This is a genomic window from Reyranella massiliensis 521 (assembly GCF_000312425.1).
In the GTDB taxonomy this organism is placed as follows: Bacteria; Pseudomonadota; Alphaproteobacteria; order Reyranellales; family Reyranellaceae; genus Reyranella; species Reyranella massiliensis.
On the sequence record NZ_HE997181.1, the window covers coordinates 4,045,526 to 4,069,230 of the forward strand.

Here is a 23,705-nt window from a genome sequence, read left to right on the forward strand (position 1 = left end):
CAGCCTGCCGCGCCGGTACCGGGATGCGCAAGTGGGGCACCCCGGCGACGGGATCGGCGTGCTCTCAATATTGGCTAAGGCGCCCCCACACCCGGGCGACCGGCTTCGACAGCGAAGCGCTGGATCGTCGCAATGCCGGCCGTCGGCTCTTTCACCGTATCGACGACGCGGAACGCCACGGTAGCCGCTTTGGGCGCCAGCACCACCTGGGCGTAGCCGTGACGTCCACCGAGCCCGTAGCGAAGGTCGGGATTCCTGGCCAACAACGCCTTCACGCGCGCGGGCGCCGGCCCCTGGGACGTGATCGAGCCGCCGACGAACTCCGTTGCGACCGCGGGCGCCGTCGCGTCATCGACGTCGCGCTTGAGATCGGCGGCCCAGAAGGAATGAACGTCGCCACTGGCCACCAGCGTATCGCGAACGGGCGACGCGGCGACCGCATCGAGCAGCCGTTGCCGGGCCGGCGCATAGCCGTCCCAACCATCATGCCAGAAGTCACGATGTTCCCCGTCGCCGCGATCGACCTGGGCCATCAAGGTCTGCTGGGCGATCACGTTCCACGTCGTCGAGGCGCGGGCCAGGCCGTCGGCGAGCCATGCTTCTTGTGCAGTCCCCAGCATGGTGCGCGCCGGATCGAGACGTTCGGCACACGCGCGCATCACCTTGTTGCGCGGCAGCGCGGCGCGGCAGGCATGGTGCGAGCGATATTGCCGCTCGTCGAGCACATGGAATTCCGCGAGGTCGCCGAAACGATAGCGGTCGTAGAGCCGCAGGGACGGTCCCTGCGGCCGGAACGACAGCGGCAACGGCATATGCTCCCAGAACGCCTGATAGGCGGCCGCACGCTGCGCCACGAAACGCCCGCGGTCGGGCTCCTGAGGAGAGATATCGTCGGTATAGTCGTCGTCGACCTCGTGATCGTCCCAGGTGACGATCCACGGAAAGGCCGCGTGCGCGGCCTGCAGGTCGCGGTCGGATTTGTACTGGGCATAGCGGTCGCGATACTCGTCGAGCGTCGTCGTGCGCCCGCCCTCGTGTCGACGAACCAGGTCGCGGCCCCACGACTTCTCGTAGATGTAGTCGCCCAGGTGCAGGACGAAAGCCGCCTCCTCCGCGGCCATATGGCGAAACGCCGAGTAGTAGCCTTGTTCGTATTGCTGGCAGGAGGCGAAAGCGAAACGGAGATCGGACAGGCGCTCGCTACCGTCGGGCGCAGTGCGTGTACGGCCAACAGGACTGGCCTTGCCGCGTGCGGTGAAACGATACCAGTAAGACCGATTGGGTCTGAGCCCGCCAACCTCGACATGAACCGAATGAGCCCAGCGCGCCTCGGCGGTAGCGTGCCCGTGTCCGACGACGCGCCGCATCGCCTCGTCCTCGGCGATCGTCCAGTCGACTGGAATCGACGAGACGAGCCGCTCGCCGGGCTCGCCCGCCGCGATCAGTCGCGTCCACAAGACGACGGAGTCCGGCATCGGCCGCCCGGAGGCAACGCCCAAGGCAAACGGGTCGGCGGCCAGCGGGGGCTCGGCGCGTGCAGTAGCCGGCAGCCAAAGGCCGCCCAGTCCTGTTGCGCCCAAGCCCGCGACGAAGGAGCGGCGATGCATGGCACAACACTGCGACGGCAAACGCCGCCCTTCAACCGTGGTGCGCCGGTCTGCTAGGGTCCGCTCCTTCGAGGAGGAACGAATCCATGAGCGGGAAGATTGCAATCGTCACCGGCGCAGGCAGCGGCATCGGCCGCGCCTCGGCGCTCGCCCTGCTGAAGAACGGCTACAAGGTGGCGCTTGCCGGCCGGCGCAAGGATGCGCTGGACGAAACGGCCAAGATGGCCGGCGACAACGCATCCAATGCACTCGCGGTCCCGACCGACGTCGCCAAGCGCGACGATATCGTGGCGCTGTTCGCCAAGGTCAAGGCGACCTGGGGCCGGCTCGACCTGGTGTTCAACAATGCCGGCGGCGGCGCACCGCCCGTTCCGCTCGAGGAGCTGCCCTACGAAACCTGGCTGAGCGTCGTGGCTGCCAACCTGACGGGGCCCTTCCTGTGCACGCAGGAAGCGATGAAGATCATGAAGGACCAGAAGCCGCGGGGCGGCCGCATCATCAACAACGGCTCGATCTCCGCGCATGCGCCGCGGCCCTTCTCGGTGGCCTACACCTCGACCAAGCACGCCATCACCGGCCTCACCAAGTCGACCTCGCTCGACGGCCGTGCCTACGATATCGCCTGCGGCCAAATCGACATCGGCAATGCCGTGACGCCGATGACCGAGCGCATGACCAAGGGCGTGCTGCAGCCCAATGGGACGACCATCGCCGAGCCGCGCATGGACGTCGATGCGGTTGCCCAGGCCATCGTCTACATGGACAGCCTGCCGCTCGACGCCAACGTACAGTTCATGACCGTGATGGCGACCAAGATGCCGTTCATCGGGCGAGGCTGAGCCTCTCCTCTCCCGTCTCCTCGCCTGGCGGACGAGACGATCCGCCGGCCGGGATCAGTAGCCTTCGTCGCGAAGGTTCAGCAGCGGGAAGGCGCTGTGCACGCCGGGCATGTTGGTCGGCATGCTGCGGCTGATGTAGCTCTTGTCGAGTTGCGACAGTGAGGTGACGCCCAGCAGGCCCATCGCCTCCTTCATCTCCTCTTCGAGCAGCTCGATCACGCGCTCGATGCCGGCAGCGCCCGCAGCGGCGAGGCCGTAGCAATAGAGACGGCCGAGCCCGACCCAGTCGGCGCCCATGCAGATCGCCTTCACGATGTCGCTGCCGCGGCTGAAGGAACCGTCGACGGCGATCTTGGCGCGGCCGGCAACGGCCTCGACGATCTCCGGCAGCACCTCGGCCGAACCGCGACCATGGTCGAGCTGGCGACCACCATGGTTCGAGCAATAGACCGACCAGACGCCTTGCTGGCAGGCAAGCTCGGCATCCTCGCCCGTGCCGATGCCCTTCAGCATGAACTTCACGTCGGGAAACTTCTCGCGGACTGCCGTGAAGTTCTTCCACGAGAAGGACGCCTGATAGTCCTGACCCGTGGCCGCAGTACGCCAGGATTTCACGAAGCGCTTGGCGATGTCGCGCTCCCGGCGGCTGTAGACTTGTGTGTCGACGGTGATGCAGAAGGCATCGTATCCTGCATCCATCGCCCGCTTCACACAGTCTGCGACCCAGGCATCGTCACCGCGCACGTACAGCTGGTAGATCTTGGGTGCTGCGCCGCCCTTCACGATGTCCTCGAGCTTGAGCGTCGTCACCGAGCTGATCAGCATCGGGACATTGCCGGCACCGGCGCCCCTGGCCACCGTAATGCCACCACCAGGCTCGAAGGATTCCAGCGATCCGACCGGCGCCAGCATGACCGGCAGTCGGATCTTGCGACCGAAGATTTCCGAAGAAGGATCGATTGTCGAAACGTCGCGCAACACGCGCGGCTTGAAGGCAATGGAGTCCAGCGCCATCCGGTTGCGCCGCAGCGTGGTTTCGGTCTCGGTCCCGCCGATCAGATAGTCCCAGATATTGGGGTTGAGGCGGATTTTGGCTGCTTTGACAATCTCGTGCAGCGTCACGAATTCACTCTCAAGGCCGCTCGCCATCTTTCCCCCGATCCAAAGCCGATTGGCGTTTTCTTGCGCGTCCGGCGCGGTGCGTCAACGAAACGTCACGCACAGCGGTCAATAAAGGCCGCTGGCATTGACGATAGCGGTTCCAGGCGATTTGATCGTCATAAGGCATCCGCCCGGCGGAACCCACAAGAAGAGCCCGCGTACAAATGGGCAAAAGGTGAGGCTGATGATGAAAAGACGCGCACTGACGACGGCACTCCTGTTCGGCTGGATGGCAGGTCCCGCTTTGGCTGCCGATCCGCTGCCCGCGCTCAAGGAAACCCCGATGCTTGCCGACCAGGTGAAGTCGGGTGCTCTCCCCCCGATCGACAAGCGCATCCCCCAGCAGCCCTGGGTGGTCACGCAATTCGCCGGCGGGGACGGGCCGGGCCAGCAGGGCGGCCAGCTCAACATGCTGGTGGCCAGCGCGCGCGATACCCGGCTGATGACGATCTACAGCTACACGCGCCTCATCATTCACGATCCCAAGTTCAAGCTGAGGCCCGACATCCTCGAAAGCTACGAGGAGAAGGATGGCCGAGAGTTCACCTTCAAGCTGCGCGCCGGCCACAAGTGGTCGGATGGCGAACCCTTCACCACCGAAGACTTCCGCTTCTTCTGGGAAGATGTCGCCAACAACAAGGAGCTCTCGAGTTCCGGCCCCTCCGTCGAGCTGCTGGTCGACGGCAAGCCGCCCAAGGTCGAGATCATCGATCCGCTGACGATCAAGTACACTTGGGAGAAGCCCAATCCCTACTTCATCGAAAGCCAGGCGCGTGCTGCGCCGCTCTTCCTGTTCCGGCCCGCGCATTACCTCAAGAAGTTCCACACCAAGTACACGCCCGAGGCGGAGATCCTGAAGGCTGCCAAAGGCGGCCAGCAGAACTGGGTGCAGGTCTACAAGCGCCTCGACGTGATGTACGCCAACGACAACATCGACCTGCCGACGCTCAACCCGTGGGTCAACACCACGGCGTCGCCGGCGCAGCGCTTCGTCTATATGCGCAATCCCTACTATCACCGCATCGACGCCAAGGGGCAGCAGCTTCCCTATATCGACCGTGTGATCTTCACGGTCGCCGCGACCAACCTCGTGCCGGCCAAAGCGGGCCTCGGCGAGGCCGACCTGCAGCCGCGTTACCTCAACATGCGCGACTACACATTCCTGCAGAAGAGCGCGCAGACTTCGGGCGTGAACGTGCGTCTCTGGGAGTCGGGCTCCGGTTCGCAGATCGCGCTCTACCCCAACCTGACGGCCAACGACGAGGAGTGGCGCAAGCTGATGCGCGACGTGCGCTTCCGCCGGGCCCTGTCGCTCGCCATCGATCGCGACGAGCTGAACCAGGTCGTCTATATCGGCCTCGCCAAACCCTCCAACAACACGATCATGCCGCGCTCCGAGCTGTTCAAGCCGGAGTACGCGACCAAGTGGGCGAACTACGACCCCAAGCTCGCCAACAAGCTCCTGGACGAAATCGGCCTTACCAAGAAGGACAGCCAGGGCATCCGCCTGCTGCCCGACGGCAGGCCGGCGACCATCGTCGTCGAGCATGCCAGCGAAGAAACCGAGGATGCCGACGCGCTGGCCCTGATTGCCGACAACTGGAAGAAGATCGGCATCAAGATGCTGACCAAGCCGCAGACCCGCGAGAACTTCCGGCTCCGGACCTTCTCGGGCGAAGCCGTGATGACGGCCTTCGCCGGCGCCGTGACCGCGGTGCCGACGGTCAACACCAGCCCCAAGGAGTTCGCGCCGACCATGCTGGGCGGCCTGCAATGGTCGCGCTGGGGCATGTTCGTGGAATCGAAGGGCCGGCAGGGCGAGAAGTGCGACATGGAATCGGCCTGCAAACTGCTCGACTACGTGAAGGAATGGGAGACCGGCGCGACGCCGGCCGATCGTCGCAAGGCCTGGGAAAAGATCCTGGAGACCAATGCCGACCAAGTCTTCTCGATCGGCACGGTGAACGGCATCCGCCAGCCCATCGTTGTCGGCCCGAAAGTTCGCAACGTGCCAAAGGAAGGCTACTACGCCTGGGATCCGGGCGGATATATCGGCCTCTACCAGCCCGACACGTTCTGGATCGCGCAGTAAGGATTCGTGGGCGCGCGTCTCTCCGCGCGCCCATCGACCTTACCAAGTATCGATGTTCGGCCGCTTCTTATGGGTGGAGGCGGGCCGGCGCTCGGCCGACAGAAGCGCAGTTGAAATCCAACGACGCGAATCGGCGGGGTCGATCACCTCATCGATCTCGAAATAGGTCGCCGTGCTCAGCGCCTTGCCGCGGGCATAGGCCGCCGCAACCATCTCGTCGAACAAGGCGCGGCGTTCGCCCGGATCGGTCACCGCCTCGAGTTCCTTGCGATAGCCGAGCTTCACCGCGCCCTCGAGGCCCATGCCGCCGAACTCGCCGGTCGGCCAGGAGAGCGCGAAGGCCGGCGCATGGAACGAGCCGCCGGCCATCGCCTGGGCACCCAGCCCATAGGCCTTGCGCAGCACGATGGTGCCGAAGGGCACGGTGAGGTTGGCGCCGGTCACGAACAGACGCGAGCAATGGCGTACCAGCGCGGTCTTCTCGATCTCGGGCCCCACCATCATGCCGGGCGTGTCGCAGAGGAACAGGATCGGGATGTCGAAGGCATCGCAGAGCTGCAGGAAACGCGCCGCCTTGTCCGAGCCGTCGCTGTCGATCGCGCCCGCGAGATGCACCGGATTGTTGGCGACGATACCGAGCGGCTTGCCCTCAATGCGGGCAAAGGCCGTCACCATGCCCGGCCCGAAGGCACGACGCAGCTCCAGCACGGAACCTTCGTCGCAGAGCGTCGAGATGACGTCGCGCACGTCGTAGACGCGCAGGCGGTTCTCGGGGATGGCGCGACGCAGCAGCCGCTGGTCGGCCGCACGCCACTCCGGCAGCGCGCCCTGGAAGTAGGAAAGATACTGCTTGGCGACGGCCACGGCCTCCGCCTCGTCCTCGACGGCGATATCGACCACGCCGTTGGGCACCTGGACCGACATCGGCCCCACTTCCTCGGGGGAAAAGACGCCGAGATTGCCGCCTTCGATCATCGCCGGCCCGCCCATGCCGATCGAGGAGTTCTTGGTGGCGATCACCACGTCGCAACAGCCCAGGATCGCCGCGTTGCCAGCGAAGCAGCGGCCGGAATTGATGCCGACCAGTGGCACGGCGCCGCTCAGTCGTCCGAAGATGTGGAAGGCCATGGTGTTGAGGCCTGCAACCGATTGCACGTCGATGTCGCCCGGCCGCCCGCCGCCGCCCTCGGTGAAAAAGACCAGAGGGATGCGCTGCTTTTCGACGATCTCGAACAGCCGGTCCTTCTTGTGGTGGTTGTTCTTGCCCTGCGTGCCGGCCAGCACCGTGTAATCGTAGTGCGCCACGGCGACCCGGCTGCGCTCCGGCCCGAACAGCGAGCCGTTGACCCGGCCGATGCCTGTGATCAGCCCGTCCGCCGGCGTCTTCTCGATCAGATCCTCGATCGTGCGCCGCGAGCGCTGGCTGGCGATGGCAAAGGCGCCGTATTCGACGAAGCTGTTGGGGTCGACCAGATCGTCGAGGTTCTGCCGCGCGGTGCGCTGGTTGGTCTTGCGCCGGCGCGCCACGGCATCGGGGCGCTTCTCGTCGAGCGTCATGGCCCGGCGCTCGAAGTATTCGCCGAGATCCGGTCGGATATGGTCGAGGTCGATCTTCTCCTCGGCTGCAGCGCCCTTCACCTCGACGTCGGCCTCCTCGACGAAGAGCAGCGAATGGCCCTCGTAGATCGTCTCGCCCGCTTCGACCGCGATGCGCCGGACGTAACCTCGCGCGGGGCTCCTGATCTCGTGCTGCATCTTCATGGCGTCCATGATCAGCAGCGCCTGACCGGCCGCCACGGCGTCGCCCTCCTTCACCGCGATGCTGACGATCGTGCCCTGCATCGGTGCCGGCACGGCAACCGTCCCCTCCGGCGCGTCGCTGCCCGCATCGCCTGGCGTCGCCGTGTCGGCACGGGCCTTGCCGAACGCCAGCACGGCCAGCGGATCGACACTGTCGACCCGCGCTCCGGCCTGACGACCCGCTGGAGCAACACTGGTTGCTGCGGACTCGAAATAGAGCCCGCCTTTCTGTTTCGCGGCCGCTTCGATCAACGCAGCGGCATGATCGTCGACGAAGCGCGCGTAGACCTTGTCGGTGCGGAAATCGGGATGGTCGATCAAGGCCCGCAGGAAGGCAATGTTGGAGGGCACACCCTCCAGCCGGAACGCCGCCAGCGCCCGTTCCGCCCGCGCCAGCGCATCCCCGAAGTCGGGCGACGGCGCATGAACGATGACCTTGGCCAGCAGCGAATCGAAGTTGGGATTGGTACGGTAGCCGGCATAGCCATAGGTATCGACACGGACGCCCGGCCCTGATGGCGGCTCGAAGGCGGTGAGCGTGCCTCCGCCCGGCTTGGCCGAGCCGTCGGCCGTCATGGTCTCCATGTTGATGCGAAGCTGGATTGCATGGCCCCGGGGCGTCGCCGCCGCGAGGCCTGTCTCTGCCAGCGTCGTCCCGGCAGCAAGACGAAGCTGCCCCTTCACCAGGTCGACGCCATAGACCTCTTCGGTGACGGTGTGTTCCACCTGCAGGCGCGGGTTGGCTTCGATGAAGAAGAATTCCTGCGCCGCATCGTCGACCAGGAATTCGAACGTGCCAAGGCTGCGATAGTGTACGGCCTTCGCCATGGCGATGGCTGCGCCGACGATCCGCAGGCGTAACGCGGCGCCGAGATGCGGGCTGGGCGCCAGTTCGACGATCTTCTGGTTGCGACGCTGCACCGTGCAGTCGCGTTCGCCCAGCGCCACGATGCCGCCTTCGCCATCGCCCACGATCTGGACCTCGATGTGGCGCGCGCGGTCGATCAGCCGCTCGGCATAGAGCGCCGGATTGCCGAAGGCGGCCTTCGCTTCGGCCGCGCAGCGCTCGAAAGCCTCGGCAATCTCGGCCGCCTGGCGTACCGGCCGCATGCCACGCCCGCCGCCGCCGGCGATAGCCTTGATCATCACGCCGGACTTCGCGTGCCTCTCGAAGAAGGCGCGAACGCCCGCGAGATTGGCGGCGCCGTCCGTGCCGGGCAACAGGGGAACGGATGTCTTGACCGCGTAAGCACGGGCTTGCGCCTTGTCGCCGAACAGGTCGAGCTGCTCGGGCGTTGGACCGACGAAGACCAATCCCGCCTCGGCGCAGGCTTTCGCGAATGCCGCATTTTCCGACAGGAAACCGTAACCGGGATGCACCGAATCGCAACCTGCCGCCTTCGCGGCCGCGATGACGCCGGCGATATCGAGATAAGCCGCCGCCCCTCGTCCTTTCAGGACCTGCACCTCATCGACGCGCCGCACATGGAGGGACGTGGCGTCGTCCTCGGAATGGACACCAACGGTGGCGATGCCGAGTTCGGCGGCGGCCTGGGCGATGCGGATGGCGATTTCGCCGCGATTGGCAATCAGGAGTTTCTTGAGCATGTCGGTGCGTCTCGGGGTAAAACCCCCTCCATGTCGAAAAGGCTGCTCATTGTGGCGCACGCGCCGTCGGAGAACACCCTTTCCCTACGGCAGGCCGTGGAACGCGGCGCGCTGAGCGAAACGGGCCTCGACGTCCGGGTCGTGGCGCCGCTACAGGCCGGGCCGGAGGATGTGCTGGCGGCGCAGGCCGTGATCCTCGGCACCACGGAAAACCTTGGCTACATGAGCGGCGCGCTGAAAGACTTCTTCGACCGCAGCTACAATCCCTGCCTGGAACGCACGCAGGGCCTCCCCTACGCGCTCTACATCCGCGCCGGCAGCGACGGCACCGGCACGCGCCGTGGTGTCGAGACCATCGTGACGGGCCTGCGCTGGCGCGCTGTGCAGGAGCCCCTGATCTGCAAGGGCCCCTGGCAACCCGCCTTCGTCGAGCAGTGCGAGGAACTCGGTGCAGCCATGGCAGCCGGGTTGGCTGCGGGGATTTTCTGATCGTCGCTACTGCGCCGTGTAGCCTCCGTCGACAACGAGTCCTGCGCCGGTCATGAAGCCGGCATCGTCCGAGGCGAGGAAGACGATCCCCTTGGCGATGTCGTCGGCAACGCCGAGACGGCCAATCGGGTGCATGCTGGTCGAGACCTTGCGTGTCGCCTCGGTATCGTTGGTGCCGAGCGCCTGGGCACGCATAGCGAAGGTCTGCTGACCCATGTCGGTATCGATGACACCGGGATGGATCGAGTTGACGCGGATGCGATAGCCCTTGCGGCCAAACTCCAGCGCCGTCGACTTGGTGAACAGGGTGACGCCACCCTTGGTCAGCGAATAGAGCGGGTCTAGCTGCGAGCCGACAAGGCCCGCGACCGAAGCGAGATTGACGATCGCCGAACCGTGCGGGCTGTCCTTGGCGCGTGCCTTGAGATGCGGCAGCGCCACGCGCGTGCCCAGCACCACGCCCGTCAAATTGACGGCGACCAGGCGATGCCAGTCGTCCATCGAGGCATCCTCGACGCCCTTGCCGACAAAGATGCCGGCATTGTTCACCAGAATGTCGAGACCACCATACTGTTTCACCGTCGTATCCAACGCGGCCGTCCAGCTCGCTTCCTGCGTGACATCGAGCGGCACAAAGGTCGCCTGCCCACCGGCCGCTTCGATCTCGCGCACGGTCTGGCGGCCGCGCTCCTCCAGCACATCGCCGATCACGACCTTGGCGCCGACGCTTGCCATCAATGTCGCTGTCGCCCCGCCAATGCCGCGTGCGGCTCCTGACAGAAACGCTACCTTGCCATCAAGCCTGTTCATCCAATCTTCCTCCCGCCGGACAGCGACTTGCCGCCAGCCTGTTTGCAGCTATGCTGCACGTCAGAACGAAGAATGAAAACAGGGAGGGCCAACCGGCATGCGCCAGGGTCGGCTTATCGCGACGGGTGCGATGCTGGCATTCTGCCTGTTCGCGCTCTGGCAATCTCTGCTCTTGTCGTTGACGGATCGCCTCGGGCCCGGCCCGGGCTTCTTCCCGTTCTGGCTGGCGCTGATCGGCATCGTGCTTGCCGTCGCGCTGCTGATCACGACGGCCCGCGAGCCCCGCGATCCCTCTGAGGGTGAAACCCACATCCTGCCGCACGGTCCGGGGGCACTGCGTTGGCTCGCCATCGTCGCGCTGCTGGCGGCCGCGACCGTCGCGATGGCCGTCGTGGGCTTCAGGATTTCGATGCTGGTATTCAACGCCGCGCTGGTGATCGCACTGGGAGAACGCCGCTGGTGGGCTATCGCGCTGTTCGCCGTGCTGGGGAGCTTCGGCGTCTACTACGTCTTCACCACCTGGCTCGACGTGCTGCTGCCCACCGGCTGGCTGGAGTTCTAGACCATGGAGGCACTGACACATCTGCTCCATGGCTTCGCCGCCGCGCTTTCCCTCAACAATCTGCTCTTTGCCTTTGCCGGCTGCATGCTGGGCACCTTGATCGGCGTGCTGCCCGGCCTGGGTCCGGCCGCGGGAACGGCGATCCTGATTCCGCTCACCTTCAGCCTCGACGCCACCGGCGCCATCATCATGCTCTGCGCGATTTACTATGGCGCGATGTATGGCGGCACCATCACTTCGGTGCTGATCAACGTGCCGGGGGAAGCCGCCTCGGTCGTGACCTGTATCGACGGCCATCAGATGGCGCGACAAGGCCGGGCCGGCTCTGCGCTGGGGATCGCGGCCATCGGCTCCTTCGTCGGTGGCACGCTTGCCACCGTGGCGCTGGTTGCCGTCGCCATGCCGCTCGCGTCGCTTGCCCTGAAGTTCGGACCGGCCGAGTTCTTCGCGCTGATGGTGGCGGGCCTTTGCCTCGTCGTCGGCCTCGCCGGCAGCAACATGCTGGCCGCGCTGCTGATGACGGTGATCGGCCTCCTGCTGGCGATGATCGGCATCGATCCGGTGCGCGGCGCCCCCCGGTTCACGTTCGGCGCGGAAGAACTCTACGACGGCATCGGCTTCGTGCCGGTCGTCATGGGCCTGTTCGGCATCGCCGAGTTGCTGCTCGCGGCCGAGAAACGTCAAACCCACATGATCAGTGCCGAGCTCAAGACCTGGCTGCCGACTCGTCAGGAATGCCGCCAGTCCGCGGGTGCAATCGGACGCGGCACCGTCGTCGGGTTCGTGCTGGGGCTGATTCCGGGCGTCGGCGCCATCGTGCCGACCTTCATGGCCTACGTGCTGGAGAAGCGCATATCCAAGACGCCGGAGCGCTTCGGCAAGGGCGCCATCGAAGGCGTCGCGACCGCCGAGACGGCCAACAACGCCTATGCCAATGCCGCCATGGTCCCGTTGCTGGCGCTGGGCATTCCCAGCTCCCCCACCATCGCCGTACTGATGGGCGCCTTCATCATCAACGGCATCACACCGGGCCCGTTCCTGTTCACCGAACAGCCCGCACTCGTCTGGACGGTGATCGCGAGCTTCTTCGTCGGCAACCTCCTGCTGCTGATCCTCAATCTGCCGCTGGTCGGACTGTGGGCCAAGCTGCTGAAGGTGCCCTTCAGCTACATGTGCACCGGCATCCTGATCTTCTGCATTATCGGCGCCTATGGGCTGAAGCAGAGCCTGTTCGATGTCTGGATGATGCTGGGCTTCGGCATCCTGGGCTATCTGCTGCGCAAGCTCGACTTCCCCATCGCCCCGGCCATCCTGGCACTGATCCTGGGCCCGATGATGGAGAAGTCACTGCGCACGACCCTGGAAATTTCCGGCGGCAGCTTCGCCATCTTCCTCGACCGGCCACTGGCGTTGGCGATGCTGGTGGTGCCGGTGATCGTGATCGGCGTTCTCATCTTCAAGCCCCGTTCGCTCTCTCCTCTCAGGGAGAGCGATGTCGAGTAAAGCCGCTAATCCAGACAAAGGGAGGAAACCATGCTCATCCGTCGTCGTACCCTGCTTACCGCGTCAGCCGCAGCCACCATCGCGAGCCCTGCCCTGGCCCAGAGCTATCCGCGCAGGGCAGTGCAGTTGATCGTGGCCTTTCCGGCGGGAGGCAGCACCGACGTCGGTGCACGCATTCTCGCCGCCGCCGCCGAGAAGGACCTCGGACAGCCGATCACCGTAGTCAACAAAGGTGGCGCGGGCGGCCAGCTCGGCTTCACGGAAATCGCCCGCGCGCGGCCCGACGGCTACACCCTGGGCTTCCTCAACCTGCCCGGCCTCAATACCATCATCCTCGATCCCGAGCGCAAGGCTGCCTTCAACATCGACAGCTTCATTCCCATCGTGAACCAGGTGCTCGATCCTGGGCTGATCTGGGTCAAGGGCGACAGCCCCTACAAGACGCTGGCCGACCTGATCGACGCGGCGAAGAAGGCTCCCGGCAAGATCAGCGCCTGCACCACCGGCATCCTGAGCGACGACCATCTCGCTATCCTGATGGTGCAAGAGGCGGCCAAGTGCGAATTCCGCATCGTCCATTTCGACGGCGGCGCCCAGCAGCTCACCGGCGTGATGGGCGGCCATGTCGATTGCGCCTTCGACAATGTCGGCAGCGTCTTCAAGCGCGTGCTGTCGGGCGAAGTTCGCGGACTCGCCGTCACCGATGTCGAGCGTTCGAAGTTCCTGCCCGACGTGCCCTGTACCAAGGAGCTGGGCATGGCGACGGTCATCTCCTCCTCGACCCGCGGCGTCGGCGCCCCCAAGGGCACGCCGGCCGACATCATCAAGGTCGTCGAAACCGCCTTCCTGAAGGCGATCGAGAGCCCGGAGATGAAGCAGAAGATGGATGCCGTCGGCCTGGCGCTGAAGCCGATGGTCGGCGCCACGTATGCAAAATACTACGCCGACACCCAAGCCCTTTCGAAGAAATACACCGAGTGGGCGCTCAAACAACGTTGAGTTCATGACCACCTCCCCTTCGCGGACTCCGCGAAGGGGAGCAGCCCCGGCACCTATGAAGGCGCCTACTTCTTCCCGAGCTGGTTGAAGGGGATATCCTTGTCGACGCGGATGTCGGCAGGCATGCCAAGCACGCGCTCGGCCACGATGTTGCGCAGGATCTCGTCGGTGCCGCCGGCAATGCGGAAGCCAGCACCGCCGATCCACTGCGCCTGGAAGCCACCGGCGTGCGGGATCTCCTCCTTCATGATGCCGGCCGGACCCATCAGCTCCATGGCGAAAGCGCCCATGTCCTGCATCTTGGGGGCGGCCACGATCTTGATGATCGAGGATTCCGGCCCCGGCGTCTGGCCCTTGGAGAGCGCAGTGAGGGTGCGGTAGCGCGTCAGCTTCAGCCCCTGCTGCTGGACGTACCATTCGGCGATCTTGCTGCGGACCGTCTGGTTGCGGATCGCCGGTCCATCCTCGAGGTCGGTGTCGCGCGCCAGTTCCATCAACTCGTCGATGTCGAGGCCGCCCGAGGGCAAGCCCACGGCCAGACGCTCGTTCATCAGCGTGGTGAGAGCAGCCTTCCAGCCCTCGCCCACCTTGCCCAGCCGCTGGCTGTCGGGCACGCGCACGTTGGTGAAGAACACCTCGTTGAAGTTAGCGCCGCCCGACATCTGCTTGATCGGCCGCACTTCCACACCGGGGCTCTTCATGTCGAGGAAGAACATGGTGAGGCCCGAGTGCTTGGGCACGTTCGGATCGGTGCGGGTGATGACGATGCCGAAATCAGAGTAATGCGCGCCCGAGGTCCAGACCTTCTGGCCGTTGATCACCCAGTCGTCGCCGTCGCGCTCGGCCTTGGTACGGATGCCGGCCACGTCGGACCCGGCGGCCGGCTCGGAGAAGAGCTGGCACCACACTTCCTGGCCATGCAGCGCGGGCTTCACGTAGCGCTTGAGCTGCTCGGGGCTGGCATAGGCCATCATGGTCGGAATGCACATGCCGAGGCCGATGTCGAAGAAGCCCAGCGGCACCAGGAAGTTCGCCTCTTCCTGCTGGTAGATCACCTGCAGGATCGGCGAACCGCCGCGGCCACCGAATTCCTTCGGCCAGGTGATGCGTGCATAACCTGCTTTGGCCTTCTTATCCTGCCACTCCTTGGCCTTGGCCAGCAGGCCGGGATCGTCGTTGCGCGCGCGGAAGCTCTGCGTGTCGTCGCTCTTGCGCGTGGCATTGGCTTCGAGCCAAGTGCGCACTTCCTTGCGGAAGGCGGCTTCTTCGGGGGTATCGTTGAAGTCCATCGTTCGCTCCTAGGCCGCGTTCTTCTGTTCGAGACGGCTCACCAGCTTGTCTTTCCAGGCCATCGGGCCGCCGAGTGACAGCGCCAGGACGCGCGAGCGGCGGTAGTGGAACTGCGTATCGGCTTCCCAGGTGAAGCCGATGCCGCCATGGGTCTGGATATTCTCCTTGGCGGCGAAGTCGTAGGCGTCGGTCGCGGCAATGCGCGCCGCGGCCGCGGCGAGCGGCAGGTCGGCGCCGCCCTCGGTCAGCATCATCGCGCCGTAGTAGGCGTTGGAGCGCGCCAGTTCGAGCTTGACGTAGCAGTCCGCCAGCTTGTGCTTGATCGCCTGATAGGAAGCGATGGCGCGACCGAAGGCCTGACGCTGCAACGCATAGTCGCGTGCCATCCACATCGCCGCCTCGGCGCCGCCCACTTGGGCAAAGGCGAAGTAGACTGCCGCGGCGTCGTAGAGCCGTTCGAGCAGGCTCCAGCCCTCGCCTTCGGTACCCAGCAGCTCGGCATTGGCATCCGTGAAGGTAAGTTCGGCATGCTTGCGCGCCGGATCGATCGTCTCGACCCGCTTCTTCGCAACGGCCTTCTGGCCGAGATCGACGATCACCAGCGACACGGCACGGTCGCCGCTGCCGCCGGTGTTGGCCAACGCGATCGCGAAGGTCGCGGCCTCGCCGTCCGCCACCGGCACCTTCTTGCCGTTGAGACGTCCGTTGCCGAAGGTCGTGCGGATGCTGCGCGGCTTGGGCGGCTGCGCGCCTTCGGCGATGGCGAGCGTACCGATCGCCTTGCCCTCGGCCAGCGCCGTCAGCCATTTCTTCTTCTGCGCTTCCGAGCCCGCGAGCTTCAGCGCTTCCGTCGCCAGCACGACCGAGGAGTCGAACGGCACCGGTGCGGCTGCGCGGCCGATCTCCTCGGCGATGACGCAGACTTCCAGCGGCGACAGGCCGAGGCCGCCATACGCCTCGGGAATGCCGGTGGCGGGCACGCCGAGATCGACGAGGCCTTTCCACACGTCTTCGGCATGAGTTTCGTTGCCGTCGAGCACGCGCCGCACCACTTTGGTGGGGCACTTGTCGGCGAGGAACTTGCGAACCTGCTCCTTGAGCAGCTTCTGGTCGTCGGAAAAATCGAAGTTCATGATGCCTAAGCCTAGCAAGCTTGCTCCCATCGGGGAACGGCTTAGGGTTCCGGCATGCGGGTTGAGAGCGAGATAGGAACAACCATGGAAACCTTACAAATCAAGGACTGGCACGCCCACGTCTATTTCGACGCTGCATCGACGGAAGCCGCCCGAGCGCTACGCGAAAAGATCGAGAAGAAATTCACCGTCGAGATGGGGCGCTTCCACGAGAAGCCGGTCGGACCGCATCCACGTTTCAGCTATCAGGTCGCCTTCAAGAACGAGCAGTTCGAGCCGTTGCTCTCGTGGTTGACGCTCAACCGCGGCGATCTGACGGTGTTCATCCATCCCAACACCGGGCACGATCTCGAGGATCATCGAGATCGTGCGATCTGGATGGGCCGGCAGGAGCCGCTCGTCCTCGACATCTTCACGAAAGGGAACTGAACCCCATGGATTCGCTTCTGCCGCTGGCCCAGAAAGTGGGCGAGAAACTGAAGGCGCGCAAAGAGACGATCGGCATTTCCGAATCGTCGGCTGGCGGCCTCGTCTCCGCCGCGCTGCTCGCTGTGCCGGGGGCTTCGGCCTACTTCATGGGCGGCGCCGTGGTCTACACGCGACCGGCAGGCGATGCCTTCCTCGCCGTGCCGCGCGAGAAGCGCGCGGGTGTGCGCTCCTCCTCCGAGCCGTGGGCTTTGCTGGCTGCCGAACATGTGCGCGAGCGGTTGAAGACGACCTGGGGTCTCGCCGAAACAGGCGCGGCCGGTCCGACCGGCAATTCCTACGGCGATCCCTCGGGCCATACCTGCGTTGCCGTCGTCGGCCCCAAGGGCAGCGTCGCGCGGACCTTGCGCACCGGCTCGGGCGACCGCGTCGCCAACATGCGCGCCTTCGCCGCCGAAGCGCTCAAGCTGATGGACGAACAGCTTTCCTGAAATCAGCGCCCTGATTTCGTCAGAGCAGCTAGGGCAAGGCAGACCCAGCCCGCGATGAAGGCCAGGCCGCCAATCGGCGCGACGGCGCCGAACCATCGCGGGCCATTGAAGGCGAGGCTGTAGAGCGCGCCGGGAAACAGGATGCTGCCCAGCAGGAACAGCACCTGAGCGGTGATCGCCAGCTTACCGTTCAACTTCGCCGACAGGGAGGCAACAGCGAGGATCGCCAGCGCATGGATCATCTCGTACTGGCTGCCGGTCTGCAGCCAGTCCCGCGCTTTGCGGCCGGCTTCGGTTCCGAGATCGAGCCCATGGGCGGCGAAGGCGCCAACGGCAATCGCTGTGGCGGCACTCAACGCCGCTACGACGATCCAGCCTTTGGCCCCCGCACTACCCAAGGTCGATCGCTCTTGCGCTATTGCTGACGCGGCGGCGCGCGACCGCCTGCGGTCATGCCACCGTCAATCACCAGTTCCTGGCCGGTCATGTAGTTTGCAGCGTCAGCGCAGAGGAAGAGAACGCCATTGGCGATGTCCTGCGCCTCGCCGACGCGCGTGAGCGGCACGGCGATCGCGGCGCGCTCCTTGGGATCGATCGGGGCATTGCGGCGGTTGCCTTCGGCGCCGGTCGGGATCTTGCCCCAGATCGGCGTGGCGATGATGCCGGGATGCACCGAGTTGCAGCGGATGTTGTCGGCGGCATATTCGAGCGCCACCGACTTGGCGAGCAGGCGCACGCCGCCCTTGGTCGCAGAATAGGCGGCGAGCCCCGGTGCGCCGCGCAAACCGGCAATCGAGGACATCAGCACGATCGAACCGCCGCCCGCGCGTCGCATCGCCGGGATCGAATGCTTGATCGACAGGAACACGCCGTCGAGGTTGATCGCCTGCTGACGCTGCCAGTCGGCAAGCGTCATGGTCTCGATCGGCGCCATGACGCCGATGCCGGCATTGGCCACCATGATGTCGAGGCGGCCGAAGCGCTTCTCGGCATCGGCAATGATGCCGGGCCACGCCGCTTCGTCGCGCACGTCGTGGCGCTGATAGTGCGCCTTGCCACCCGCCTTCGTAATGCGCTCGACGACGCCCTTGCCCAGCGCGTCGTCGATATCGGTGATGAGAACCGACGCGCCTTCGCGCGCCAGCGTTTCGGCACAGGCCTCGCCAATGCCCGACGCACCGCCGGTGACGACGGCGACCTTGCCCGAGACCTGTCCCATAATGGACTCAGCGGCCCTTGAAGTTGCCGACGCGCTTCTCGGCATAGGACTTCACACCTTCCTTGAAGTCTTCGGTCTTGCGGTTCCAGTCCTGCTCGACCAGCTCGCGCTCGGTAGCAATTTCGGCCGCATCGGCATAGCCGCGGCGCATGGTCTCGCGCGTCGACTGCACGGCGAGCGGCGCACCCTCGGCGATCTCCTTGGCGAGATCCATTGCCGCCTTGCGCACGTCGGCCTGTGCCACCAGCACGTCGGCGAGGCCCCATTCGTAGGCCTGCTCACCGCTGAGACGGCGGCCTGTGTAGAACATCAGGTTGGCGCGCTGCTGGCCGATCAGCTTCGGCAGGGTGAAGGTGAGCGAGAAGCCGGGATGGAAGCCGAGCCGCGTGAAGTTGGCGGAGAAACGCGCCTCCGGGCAGGTGACGCGGAAGTCCGGCATCACCGCGAGGCCAAGCCCCCCACCGATCGCCGGGCCCTGCACGGCGGCGATGCTCGGCTTCTTGGAGCGGAACAGGCGGGTCGCCTCCTTGTAGAGGTGCTTGCCGCTCTCGGCCGCGCTGCCGGTGCTCGGACGGTTCTGGAAATCGGCGCCGGCGCAGAACGACTTGCCCTGCGCGCACAGCACGTAGGAGCGGATGTTGACGTCGCGGTCGAACGCCTCGAAGGCATCGGCGATCTGGTTGATCAGCGAATTGTCGAAGAAGTTGTGCGGCGGCCGCTGAATCTCGACGACACCGACATGACCTTCGCTGCTGACGCCGATATCGTTATAGGTGCCGCTCATAATCATTCCCCCAGGGGCTAATAGGTGAGCCGGGATATTGCCCCGCCGCCGGGGTCTTCGTCGATAAGGGAGGACGCAAAATGCCGCAAAGCGAACGTCATGCTCTGGTGCTGGGCGGAGGCACTATGGGCGTTGGAATCATCGCCATGTTCCTGGCCGGCGGCTGGAAGGTGGACGTCGTGTCGCGGTCGGCCTCGACCCGCGAGGGCCTGCCGGTCGCAACAGCCCGTGCATTGAAAGCGATGGGGAAGCCGGAGGACGTTTCAGGCCTCGCCGCCTGGGCGACGCTCGAAGAGGCGCCGTGGGCCAAGATCGACCTCGTCGTCGAAACGGTGACGGAAGATCTGGCGCTGAAACAGAAGCTCTTTGCCGACATGGAGAAGTTCTCCAAGCCGGGCGTGCCACTGACCTCGAACTCGTCGAGCTTTCCGATCAGCGAGATCGGCAAGGGCCTGAAGACGCAGACTCGCATGATGGGCCTGCACTTCTTCATGCCGGCGCATCTCATCCCGTTGGTCGAGGTGGTGCGATCCATCCACACCGACGTGGCGCTGGCCGAGCAGGTCGGCGAGATCGTGCGCGCTCTGGGCAAGCGGCCGGTGCAGGTGAAGAAAGACGTGATCGGCTTCCTGGGTAACCGCATCCAGGGTGCGCTGATGCGCGAAGCGCTGTGGCTGATCGAGCAGGGCGTGGCCTCGCCGGAGGATATCGACGCGACCGTGCGGCTCTCCTTCGGCTTCCGCTATGCCGCTGCCGGCCCGATCACCCAGAAGGAACATTCGGGCTGGGATACGACCTGCGCCGTCGCCAAGATCATCTGGCCAGATCTCACGAACGCCGATGGCCCGCCGCCCGTCCTGCAGCGCAACGTCGACGAGGGCCGCATCGGCTTCAAGACCAAGCATGGCTTCTTCCCGTGGGACGAGGCCTCGATGGCAAAAGAGCGCGCCCGATACGAGCGCGCTCTTTCCAAGTGCCTGGAGATCTTCCGCGAGGAAGGAATTATCTAGGCGGCGCGGCCCCGGCCGCGACCACCACCGCCTCCACCGCCGAAGCGACGCCCCTTCCACTGGGGACGCGGGCCCTGCGGACGGTCACCGTAGGGGCGGTCGCCTTGCGGGCGATCACCGTGGGGACGGTCACCGTGCGCGTGATCGCCACGGGGGCGGTCGCCGTAGGGACGGTCGCCCTGCGGGCGATCCCCGTGGGGACGATCCCCGTGAGGACGATGGGCGTGCGCGCCATGATGGCCGCCGCCACTGTGGCGGGGACGGTCGTCGAACGAACGCGGCCGGTCACCCTGAGGACGATCTCCGTGCGGACGATCGCCGTAAGGACGATCCCCATTGGGGCGATCACCGTGAGGACGGTCGCCACGCGGGCGGTCGCCAAAGGAGCGCTCGCCCTGCGGGCGGCCATGGTGCGGACGGTCGCCGCGCGGACGATCGCCATAATGACGGTCACCGTAGGGGCGATCGCCATGGGGACGATCGCCCTGCGGGCGCTCGCCGTATGAACGCTCGCCGCGCGGAGCGTCGCGATAGTCGCTGTCGCGGAACTGGCGCTCGGCATGCATCGGCGGACGGTCGCCGCGCGTGCGGTCATGGTGCGCACGATCGCCGAACGAACGATGCCGGCCGGGGCCGCCGCCAGGACGGCCGGCACCACGTGGGCCACGATGTTCGCGCGGACGCTCGTCGCCTCGATCGTCGCGGTCGTCGCCCTCTGCGCGGGCACGCGGCGGCGGTGCCGCCGGCATGTCCTCGTTGGCAGGCGTCGGCACCACAGAGAGACGCTGGTTGGTCAGCCGCTCGATGCCCTTGAGCTGGCCGCGCTCGCTGCCGTCGCAGAACGAGATCGCGATGCCCGAAGCGCCGGCGCGCGCGGTGCGGCCGATGCGATGGACGTAGCTCTCGGCATCCGCCGGCAGCTCGAAGTTGATGACATGGGTCACGCCGGTCACGTCGATGCCGCGCGAGGCGAGATCGGTGGCGACCAGCACGCGCGCCTTGCCGCGGCTGAAGTTCTCGAGCGCCTTCTGACGGGCGTTCTGCGACTTGTTGCCGTGGATCGCTTCGGAGCGCACGCCGCGATCCTCCAGCGCCTCGGCGACGCGGTTGGCGCCCCGCTTGGTGCGGGTGAAGACGATGACGCGCTCGAGCGCGCTGTCCGACAGAAGGTGGCTGAGCAGCGCACGCTTGTTGGCAGCGTTCACGAAATAGACGCGCTGGTCGATCCGGTCGACCGTGCGGCCCTGCGGCGCGATCTCGACCTTCTCCGGGTCCTTCAGGATCTCCGACGAGAGCTTGGCGATGTCGCTCGGCATGGTCGCCGAGAACAGCAGCGTTTGGCGGTTCTTGGAGACCGAACCAGCGATGCGGCGCACGTCGCGAATGAAGCCCATGTCGAACATGCGGTCGGCTTCGTCGAGGACGAAGAACGTCACGTGGCCGAGCTTCACGTTGCCGCGGTCAACGAGGTCGAGCAGACGGCCCGGCGTGGCGACGAGGATGTCGACGCCGCGCGCCAGCGTCTCGATCTGACGGCCGTAGCCAAGGCCACCCACGACGGTGGCGAGCTTGAGGCCGAGGCCGCGACCGTAGGTGTCGAAGCTGCGCGCGATCTGGACAGCCAGCTCGCGGGTCGGCGCCAGCACGAGGGCGCGCGGGCTCCGGGGCTGGGCACGCTCGTTCGACGCGGAGAGATGCTGCAGCACGGGCAGCGCGAAGGCCGCCGTCTTGCCGGTACCCGTCTGGGCGATGCCCAGCACGTCGCGTCCCTGCAGCAGGGCAGGGATCGTGCGTGCCTGGATCGGCGTGGGATGCGTGTAGTTCGCCGCGTTCAACGCACGCAGCAGCGGCTCGGCCAGTCCGAGGTCCGCAAAAGTAACGTCACTCACTCAAAATCCTAACTTGCCGCCGGCATGCCTTCTGAGGGCACGCGCATCTGTGGCGGCTTTTGGCCCGTTCCCGCGCGCGGCTGGGACGGCTCTTGTCCTGGGGATTGTCTCGGGATGAGGCGCCGTCACAAACGATGGGGCGCGTCGCGCGATCGCGAGAAATCTGTAAAGCCCGCGAGGAAGCGAGCCGGCGCGTATATGATGCTGCAGCGCAGCGAAGTCAAGCGGCCAAAATGTGACGCCCTTTCACGCTGGCCGCGCGAACCTGCCGCTACAGGCGTTTCTTGCGCAGAAGCTTACCCGGCAGCGCGCCGGTCGGTTCGTTGTCGCGCAGCAGCACCTGGCCGTTGACGATGGTGGCTCGCATGCCGTCGCACTTCTGGCGCAGGCGCTTGGCGCCGGCCGGCAGGTCGTTCACCACCTCGGGCATGCGCGGGCCGACCGTATCGGCATCGAACACCACGAGATCGGCCGCCATGCCCTCGCGGATCAGACCACGATCGTGGAAGCCGAACTGGGTCGCGATATCGCAGGTGATCATCTTCACCGCCTCTTCCAGGGTGAAGGCCTGCTTCTCGCGCACCCAATGGCTGAGCAGATGCGTCTGCAGCGAGGAGTCCATGATCTGTGTGACGTGGGCGCCGGAGTCGGAGAAGGTCACGACCGACCTCGGATGCTTCATCAGCTCCAGCGCTTCGGACTGGTTCTCGTTGGCGATGGGCTGAATCATGAAGAACTTCATGTCGCGTTCGAGCGCGAGGTCGATCATCAGGTCGACCGGATGCGTGTTGCGCTGTCGCGCCAGCTCCGCCATCGACACGTGCGGGCCCTGCATCTTGTCGAGGACGAAGATCCAGTCCCATTCCGGTGGCCGCGCCTCGGTGCCGCGCACGACCGGCCCCTCGTAGGGTCGCGACGCGACCTCGACCAGACGGCGGCGCATCTCGGGATCGAGCAGCGCCTTCTTCTGTTCGGCAAGTGGCAGCGCGCGCATCTCGCGCCATACGTCCCACTTGTCGAAGGGAAGCTGGGTCTCGAAGGAGAGCAGCACGCTGAGCGCGCGGCTGTGGACCTGGGCGAACATGCGCCCGCCCTGCCGGGTCGCCTGGTCCATGATGTCGAAGGTGGCGCGCCAGCCGCCGGGCATGGCGCGGGTGTTGAACAGGCCGAAGGTCATCGGCCGTCCGCTCTCGACGGCGAGCTTTGCCAGCTCCTCGTAGAACTTGCGCGCCTTGGGGGTCGCGGCGCCAGCCGCCTCAGCAGCAATCTCGACCAGGCCCGAGCCCATGGCCTTCACGAGGGTTTCGAATTCCTGCCAGGTGGCCAGGCGACTCGCCACCGGCTTGTCGTCAGAGGTCTGGTGATTGACGCTGCGGGTCGTCGAGAAGCCGATGGCACCGGCGGCCATCGCTTCCTTCACCTGCTGGGACATCCGGGCGAGATCGTCCTCGCTCGCGGCCTCGGTGAAGGCGCGTGCGCCCATGACATAGGTCCGCAACGCGCAATGTCCGAGATAGCCCGCATAGTTGATGCCCTTGGGCAGCGCCTCCAGTACATCGAGGAACTGCGGGAAGGTTTCCCAGCGCCAATTGATGCCGGCCAGCATGGCGGCGCGGCTGATATCCTCGGCGCGTTCGAGGTTGCGGAACACGAGATCGGCCTCGGACTCGCGGCAGGGCGCCAGGGTGAAGCCGCAATTGCCCATGACGACGCTGGTCACGCCCTGGAAGCAGGAACTGGTGCCGATCGGATCCCAGAAGATCTGGGCGTCCATATGGGTGTGGCCATCGATGAAGCCCGGCGCCACGACATGGCCTTCGGCATCGACCGTCTCGTGCGCGGTGCCGCTCAACCGCCCGACCTCGACGATCCTGCCATCCTTGACGCCGACATCGCCGCGATAGCGCGGCAGTCCGGACCCGTCGACGATCATGCCGTTCTTCACGACGAGGTCGAATGCCATGGCGTTCCTCCGGTGGTTGCAACGAGCCTA

20 protein-coding genes are annotated in these 23,705 nt (G+C 65.8%); 9 read left to right on the plus strand and 11 right to left on the minus strand.

All coding sequences use genetic code 11. The annotated features are described in order from the left end of the window. Positions 1-74: 74 nt before the first annotated feature. Positions 75-1,607, minus strand: coding sequence for an alkaline phosphatase D family protein (locus BN60_RS19735; protein WP_020697865.1), 1,533 nt, complete (start codon positions 1,605-1,607; stop codon positions 75-77). A gap of 86 nt (positions 1,608-1,693) precedes the next feature. Here BN60_RS19735 and BN60_RS19740 point away from each other — a divergent pair, with 86 nt between their 5' ends. Continuing rightward, positions 1,694-2,446, plus strand: coding sequence for an SDR family oxidoreductase (locus BN60_RS19740; RefSeq protein WP_020697866.1), 753 nt, complete (start codon positions 1,694-1,696; stop codon positions 2,444-2,446). A 54-nt stretch (positions 2,447-2,500) separates the two neighbouring features. Here BN60_RS19740 and BN60_RS19745 read toward each other — a convergent pair whose 3' ends face one another. Next, positions 2,501-3,595 carry an alpha-hydroxy acid oxidase gene (locus BN60_RS19745; RefSeq protein WP_020697867.1) on the minus strand — a complete coding sequence of 365 codons (1,095 nt, stop codon included), beginning with the start codon at positions 3,593-3,595 and terminating at the stop codon, positions 2,501-2,503. A gap of 196 nt (positions 3,596-3,791) precedes the next feature. Here BN60_RS19745 and BN60_RS19750 point away from each other — a divergent pair, with 196 nt between their 5' ends. Continuing rightward, entirely contained in the window at positions 3,792-5,699 is a 1,908-nt protein-coding gene (locus BN60_RS19750; protein WP_020697868.1) for an ABC transporter substrate-binding protein, read from the plus strand. A gap of 39 nt (positions 5,700-5,738) precedes the next feature. Here BN60_RS19750 and BN60_RS19755 read toward each other — a convergent pair whose 3' ends face one another. Then, the gene (locus BN60_RS19755) at positions 5,739-9,107 is read right to left on the minus strand and encodes a carboxyl transferase domain-containing protein (RefSeq protein WP_020697869.1); all 3,369 of its coding nucleotides are present in this window, start codon (positions 9,105-9,107) and stop codon (positions 5,739-5,741) included. Positions 9,108-9,137: 30 nt separating this feature from the next. Here BN60_RS19755 and BN60_RS19760 point away from each other — a divergent pair, with 30 nt between their 5' ends. Next, a complete protein-coding gene (locus BN60_RS19760; RefSeq protein ID WP_043284132.1) occupies positions 9,138-9,596 on the plus strand; it encodes a flavodoxin family protein in 459 nt (152 codons plus the stop codon). Positions 9,597-9,602: 6 nt separating this feature from the next. Here the strand turns inward: BN60_RS19760 and BN60_RS19765 are convergent, their stop codons facing one another. Further along, the gene (locus BN60_RS19765) at positions 9,603-10,406 is read right to left on the minus strand and encodes an SDR family NAD(P)-dependent oxidoreductase (RefSeq protein ID WP_043284133.1); all 804 of its coding nucleotides are present in this window, start codon (positions 10,404-10,406) and stop codon (positions 9,603-9,605) included. Positions 10,407-10,503: 97 nt separating this feature from the next. Between BN60_RS19765 and BN60_RS19770 the strand changes: the two genes are divergently transcribed. From BN60_RS19770 to BN60_RS19780, 3 genes are read left to right on the plus strand one after another with little or no spacing between them, the layout of a single operon-like run. Then, entirely contained in the window at positions 10,504-10,968 is a 465-nt protein-coding gene (locus BN60_RS19770; RefSeq protein WP_020697872.1) for a tripartite tricarboxylate transporter TctB family protein, read from the plus strand. A gap of 3 nt (positions 10,969-10,971) precedes the next feature. Next, on the plus strand, positions 10,972-12,471 hold the full coding sequence (locus tag BN60_RS19775; protein ID WP_020697873.1) for a tripartite tricarboxylate transporter permease: 1,500 nt from the start codon (positions 10,972-10,974) through the stop codon (positions 12,469-12,471). A 30-nt stretch (positions 12,472-12,501) separates the two neighbouring features. Then, the gene (locus BN60_RS19780; protein ID WP_020697874.1) at positions 12,502-13,470 is read left to right on the plus strand and encodes a tripartite tricarboxylate transporter substrate binding protein; all 969 of its coding nucleotides are present in this window, start codon (positions 12,502-12,504) and stop codon (positions 13,468-13,470) included. Between the two features lie 65 nt (positions 13,471-13,535). Here BN60_RS19780 and BN60_RS19785 read toward each other — a convergent pair whose 3' ends face one another. Both BN60_RS19785 and BN60_RS19790 read right to left on the minus strand, forming a co-directional pair. Beyond that, the gene (locus BN60_RS19785) at positions 13,536-14,759 is read right to left on the minus strand and encodes an acyl-CoA dehydrogenase family protein (protein ID WP_020697875.1); all 1,224 of its coding nucleotides are present in this window, start codon (positions 14,757-14,759) and stop codon (positions 13,536-13,538) included. Positions 14,760-14,768: 9 nt separating this feature from the next. Then, positions 14,769-15,893, minus strand: a complete 1,125-nt coding sequence (locus tag BN60_RS19790; RefSeq protein ID WP_020697876.1) for an acyl-CoA dehydrogenase family protein — start codon at positions 15,891-15,893, stop codon at positions 14,769-14,771. 84 nt (positions 15,894-15,977) lie between these two features. Between BN60_RS19790 and BN60_RS19795 the strand changes: the two genes are divergently transcribed. Beyond that, positions 15,978-16,322: a DOPA 4,5-dioxygenase family protein gene (locus BN60_RS19795; protein WP_020697877.1), complete on the plus strand. Its 345-nt coding sequence runs from the start codon at positions 15,978-15,980 to the stop codon at positions 16,320-16,322. A gap of 5 nt (positions 16,323-16,327) precedes the next feature. Next, positions 16,328-16,810, plus strand: coding sequence for a CinA family protein (locus tag BN60_RS19800; RefSeq protein ID WP_020697878.1), 483 nt, complete (start codon positions 16,328-16,330; stop codon positions 16,808-16,810). A 2-nt stretch (positions 16,811-16,812) separates the two neighbouring features. On the opposite strand, the gene BN60_RS19805 is transcribed toward BN60_RS19800, so the two are convergent. From BN60_RS19805 to BN60_RS19815, 3 genes are read right to left on the minus strand one after another with little or no spacing between them, the layout of a single operon-like run. After that, positions 16,813-17,208, minus strand: coding sequence for a DUF423 domain-containing protein (locus BN60_RS19805; RefSeq protein WP_043284134.1), 396 nt, complete (start codon positions 17,206-17,208; stop codon positions 16,813-16,815). A 17-nt stretch (positions 17,209-17,225) separates the two neighbouring features. Beyond that, complete coding sequence (locus tag BN60_RS19810; protein ID WP_043286205.1) at positions 17,226-18,032, minus strand: SDR family NAD(P)-dependent oxidoreductase; 807 nt, start codon at positions 18,030-18,032, stop codon at positions 17,226-17,228. Between the two features lie 4 nt (positions 18,033-18,036). Next, complete coding sequence (locus BN60_RS19815; protein WP_020697881.1) at positions 18,037-18,813, minus strand: enoyl-CoA hydratase/isomerase family protein; 777 nt, start codon at positions 18,811-18,813, stop codon at positions 18,037-18,039. A gap of 80 nt (positions 18,814-18,893) precedes the next feature. On the opposite strand from BN60_RS19815, the gene BN60_RS19820 reads away from it, so the two are divergent. Next, positions 18,894-19,823, plus strand: a complete 930-nt coding sequence (locus tag BN60_RS19820) for a 3-hydroxyacyl-CoA dehydrogenase family protein (RefSeq protein WP_043284135.1) — start codon at positions 18,894-18,896, stop codon at positions 19,821-19,823. On the opposite strand, the gene BN60_RS19825 is transcribed toward BN60_RS19820, so the two are convergent. Both BN60_RS19825 and BN60_RS19830 read right to left on the minus strand, forming a co-directional pair. After that, positions 19,820-21,712, minus strand: coding sequence for a DEAD/DEAH box helicase (locus tag BN60_RS19825; protein ID WP_020697883.1), 1,893 nt, complete (start codon positions 21,710-21,712; stop codon positions 19,820-19,822). The genes BN60_RS19820 and BN60_RS19825 overlap by 4 nt on opposite strands. A gap of 271 nt (positions 21,713-21,983) precedes the next feature. Beyond that, positions 21,984-23,675, minus strand: a complete 1,692-nt coding sequence (locus tag BN60_RS19830; RefSeq protein ID WP_020697884.1) for an N-acyl-D-amino-acid deacylase family protein — start codon at positions 23,673-23,675, stop codon at positions 21,984-21,986. Positions 23,676-23,705 lie beyond the last annotated feature (30 nt).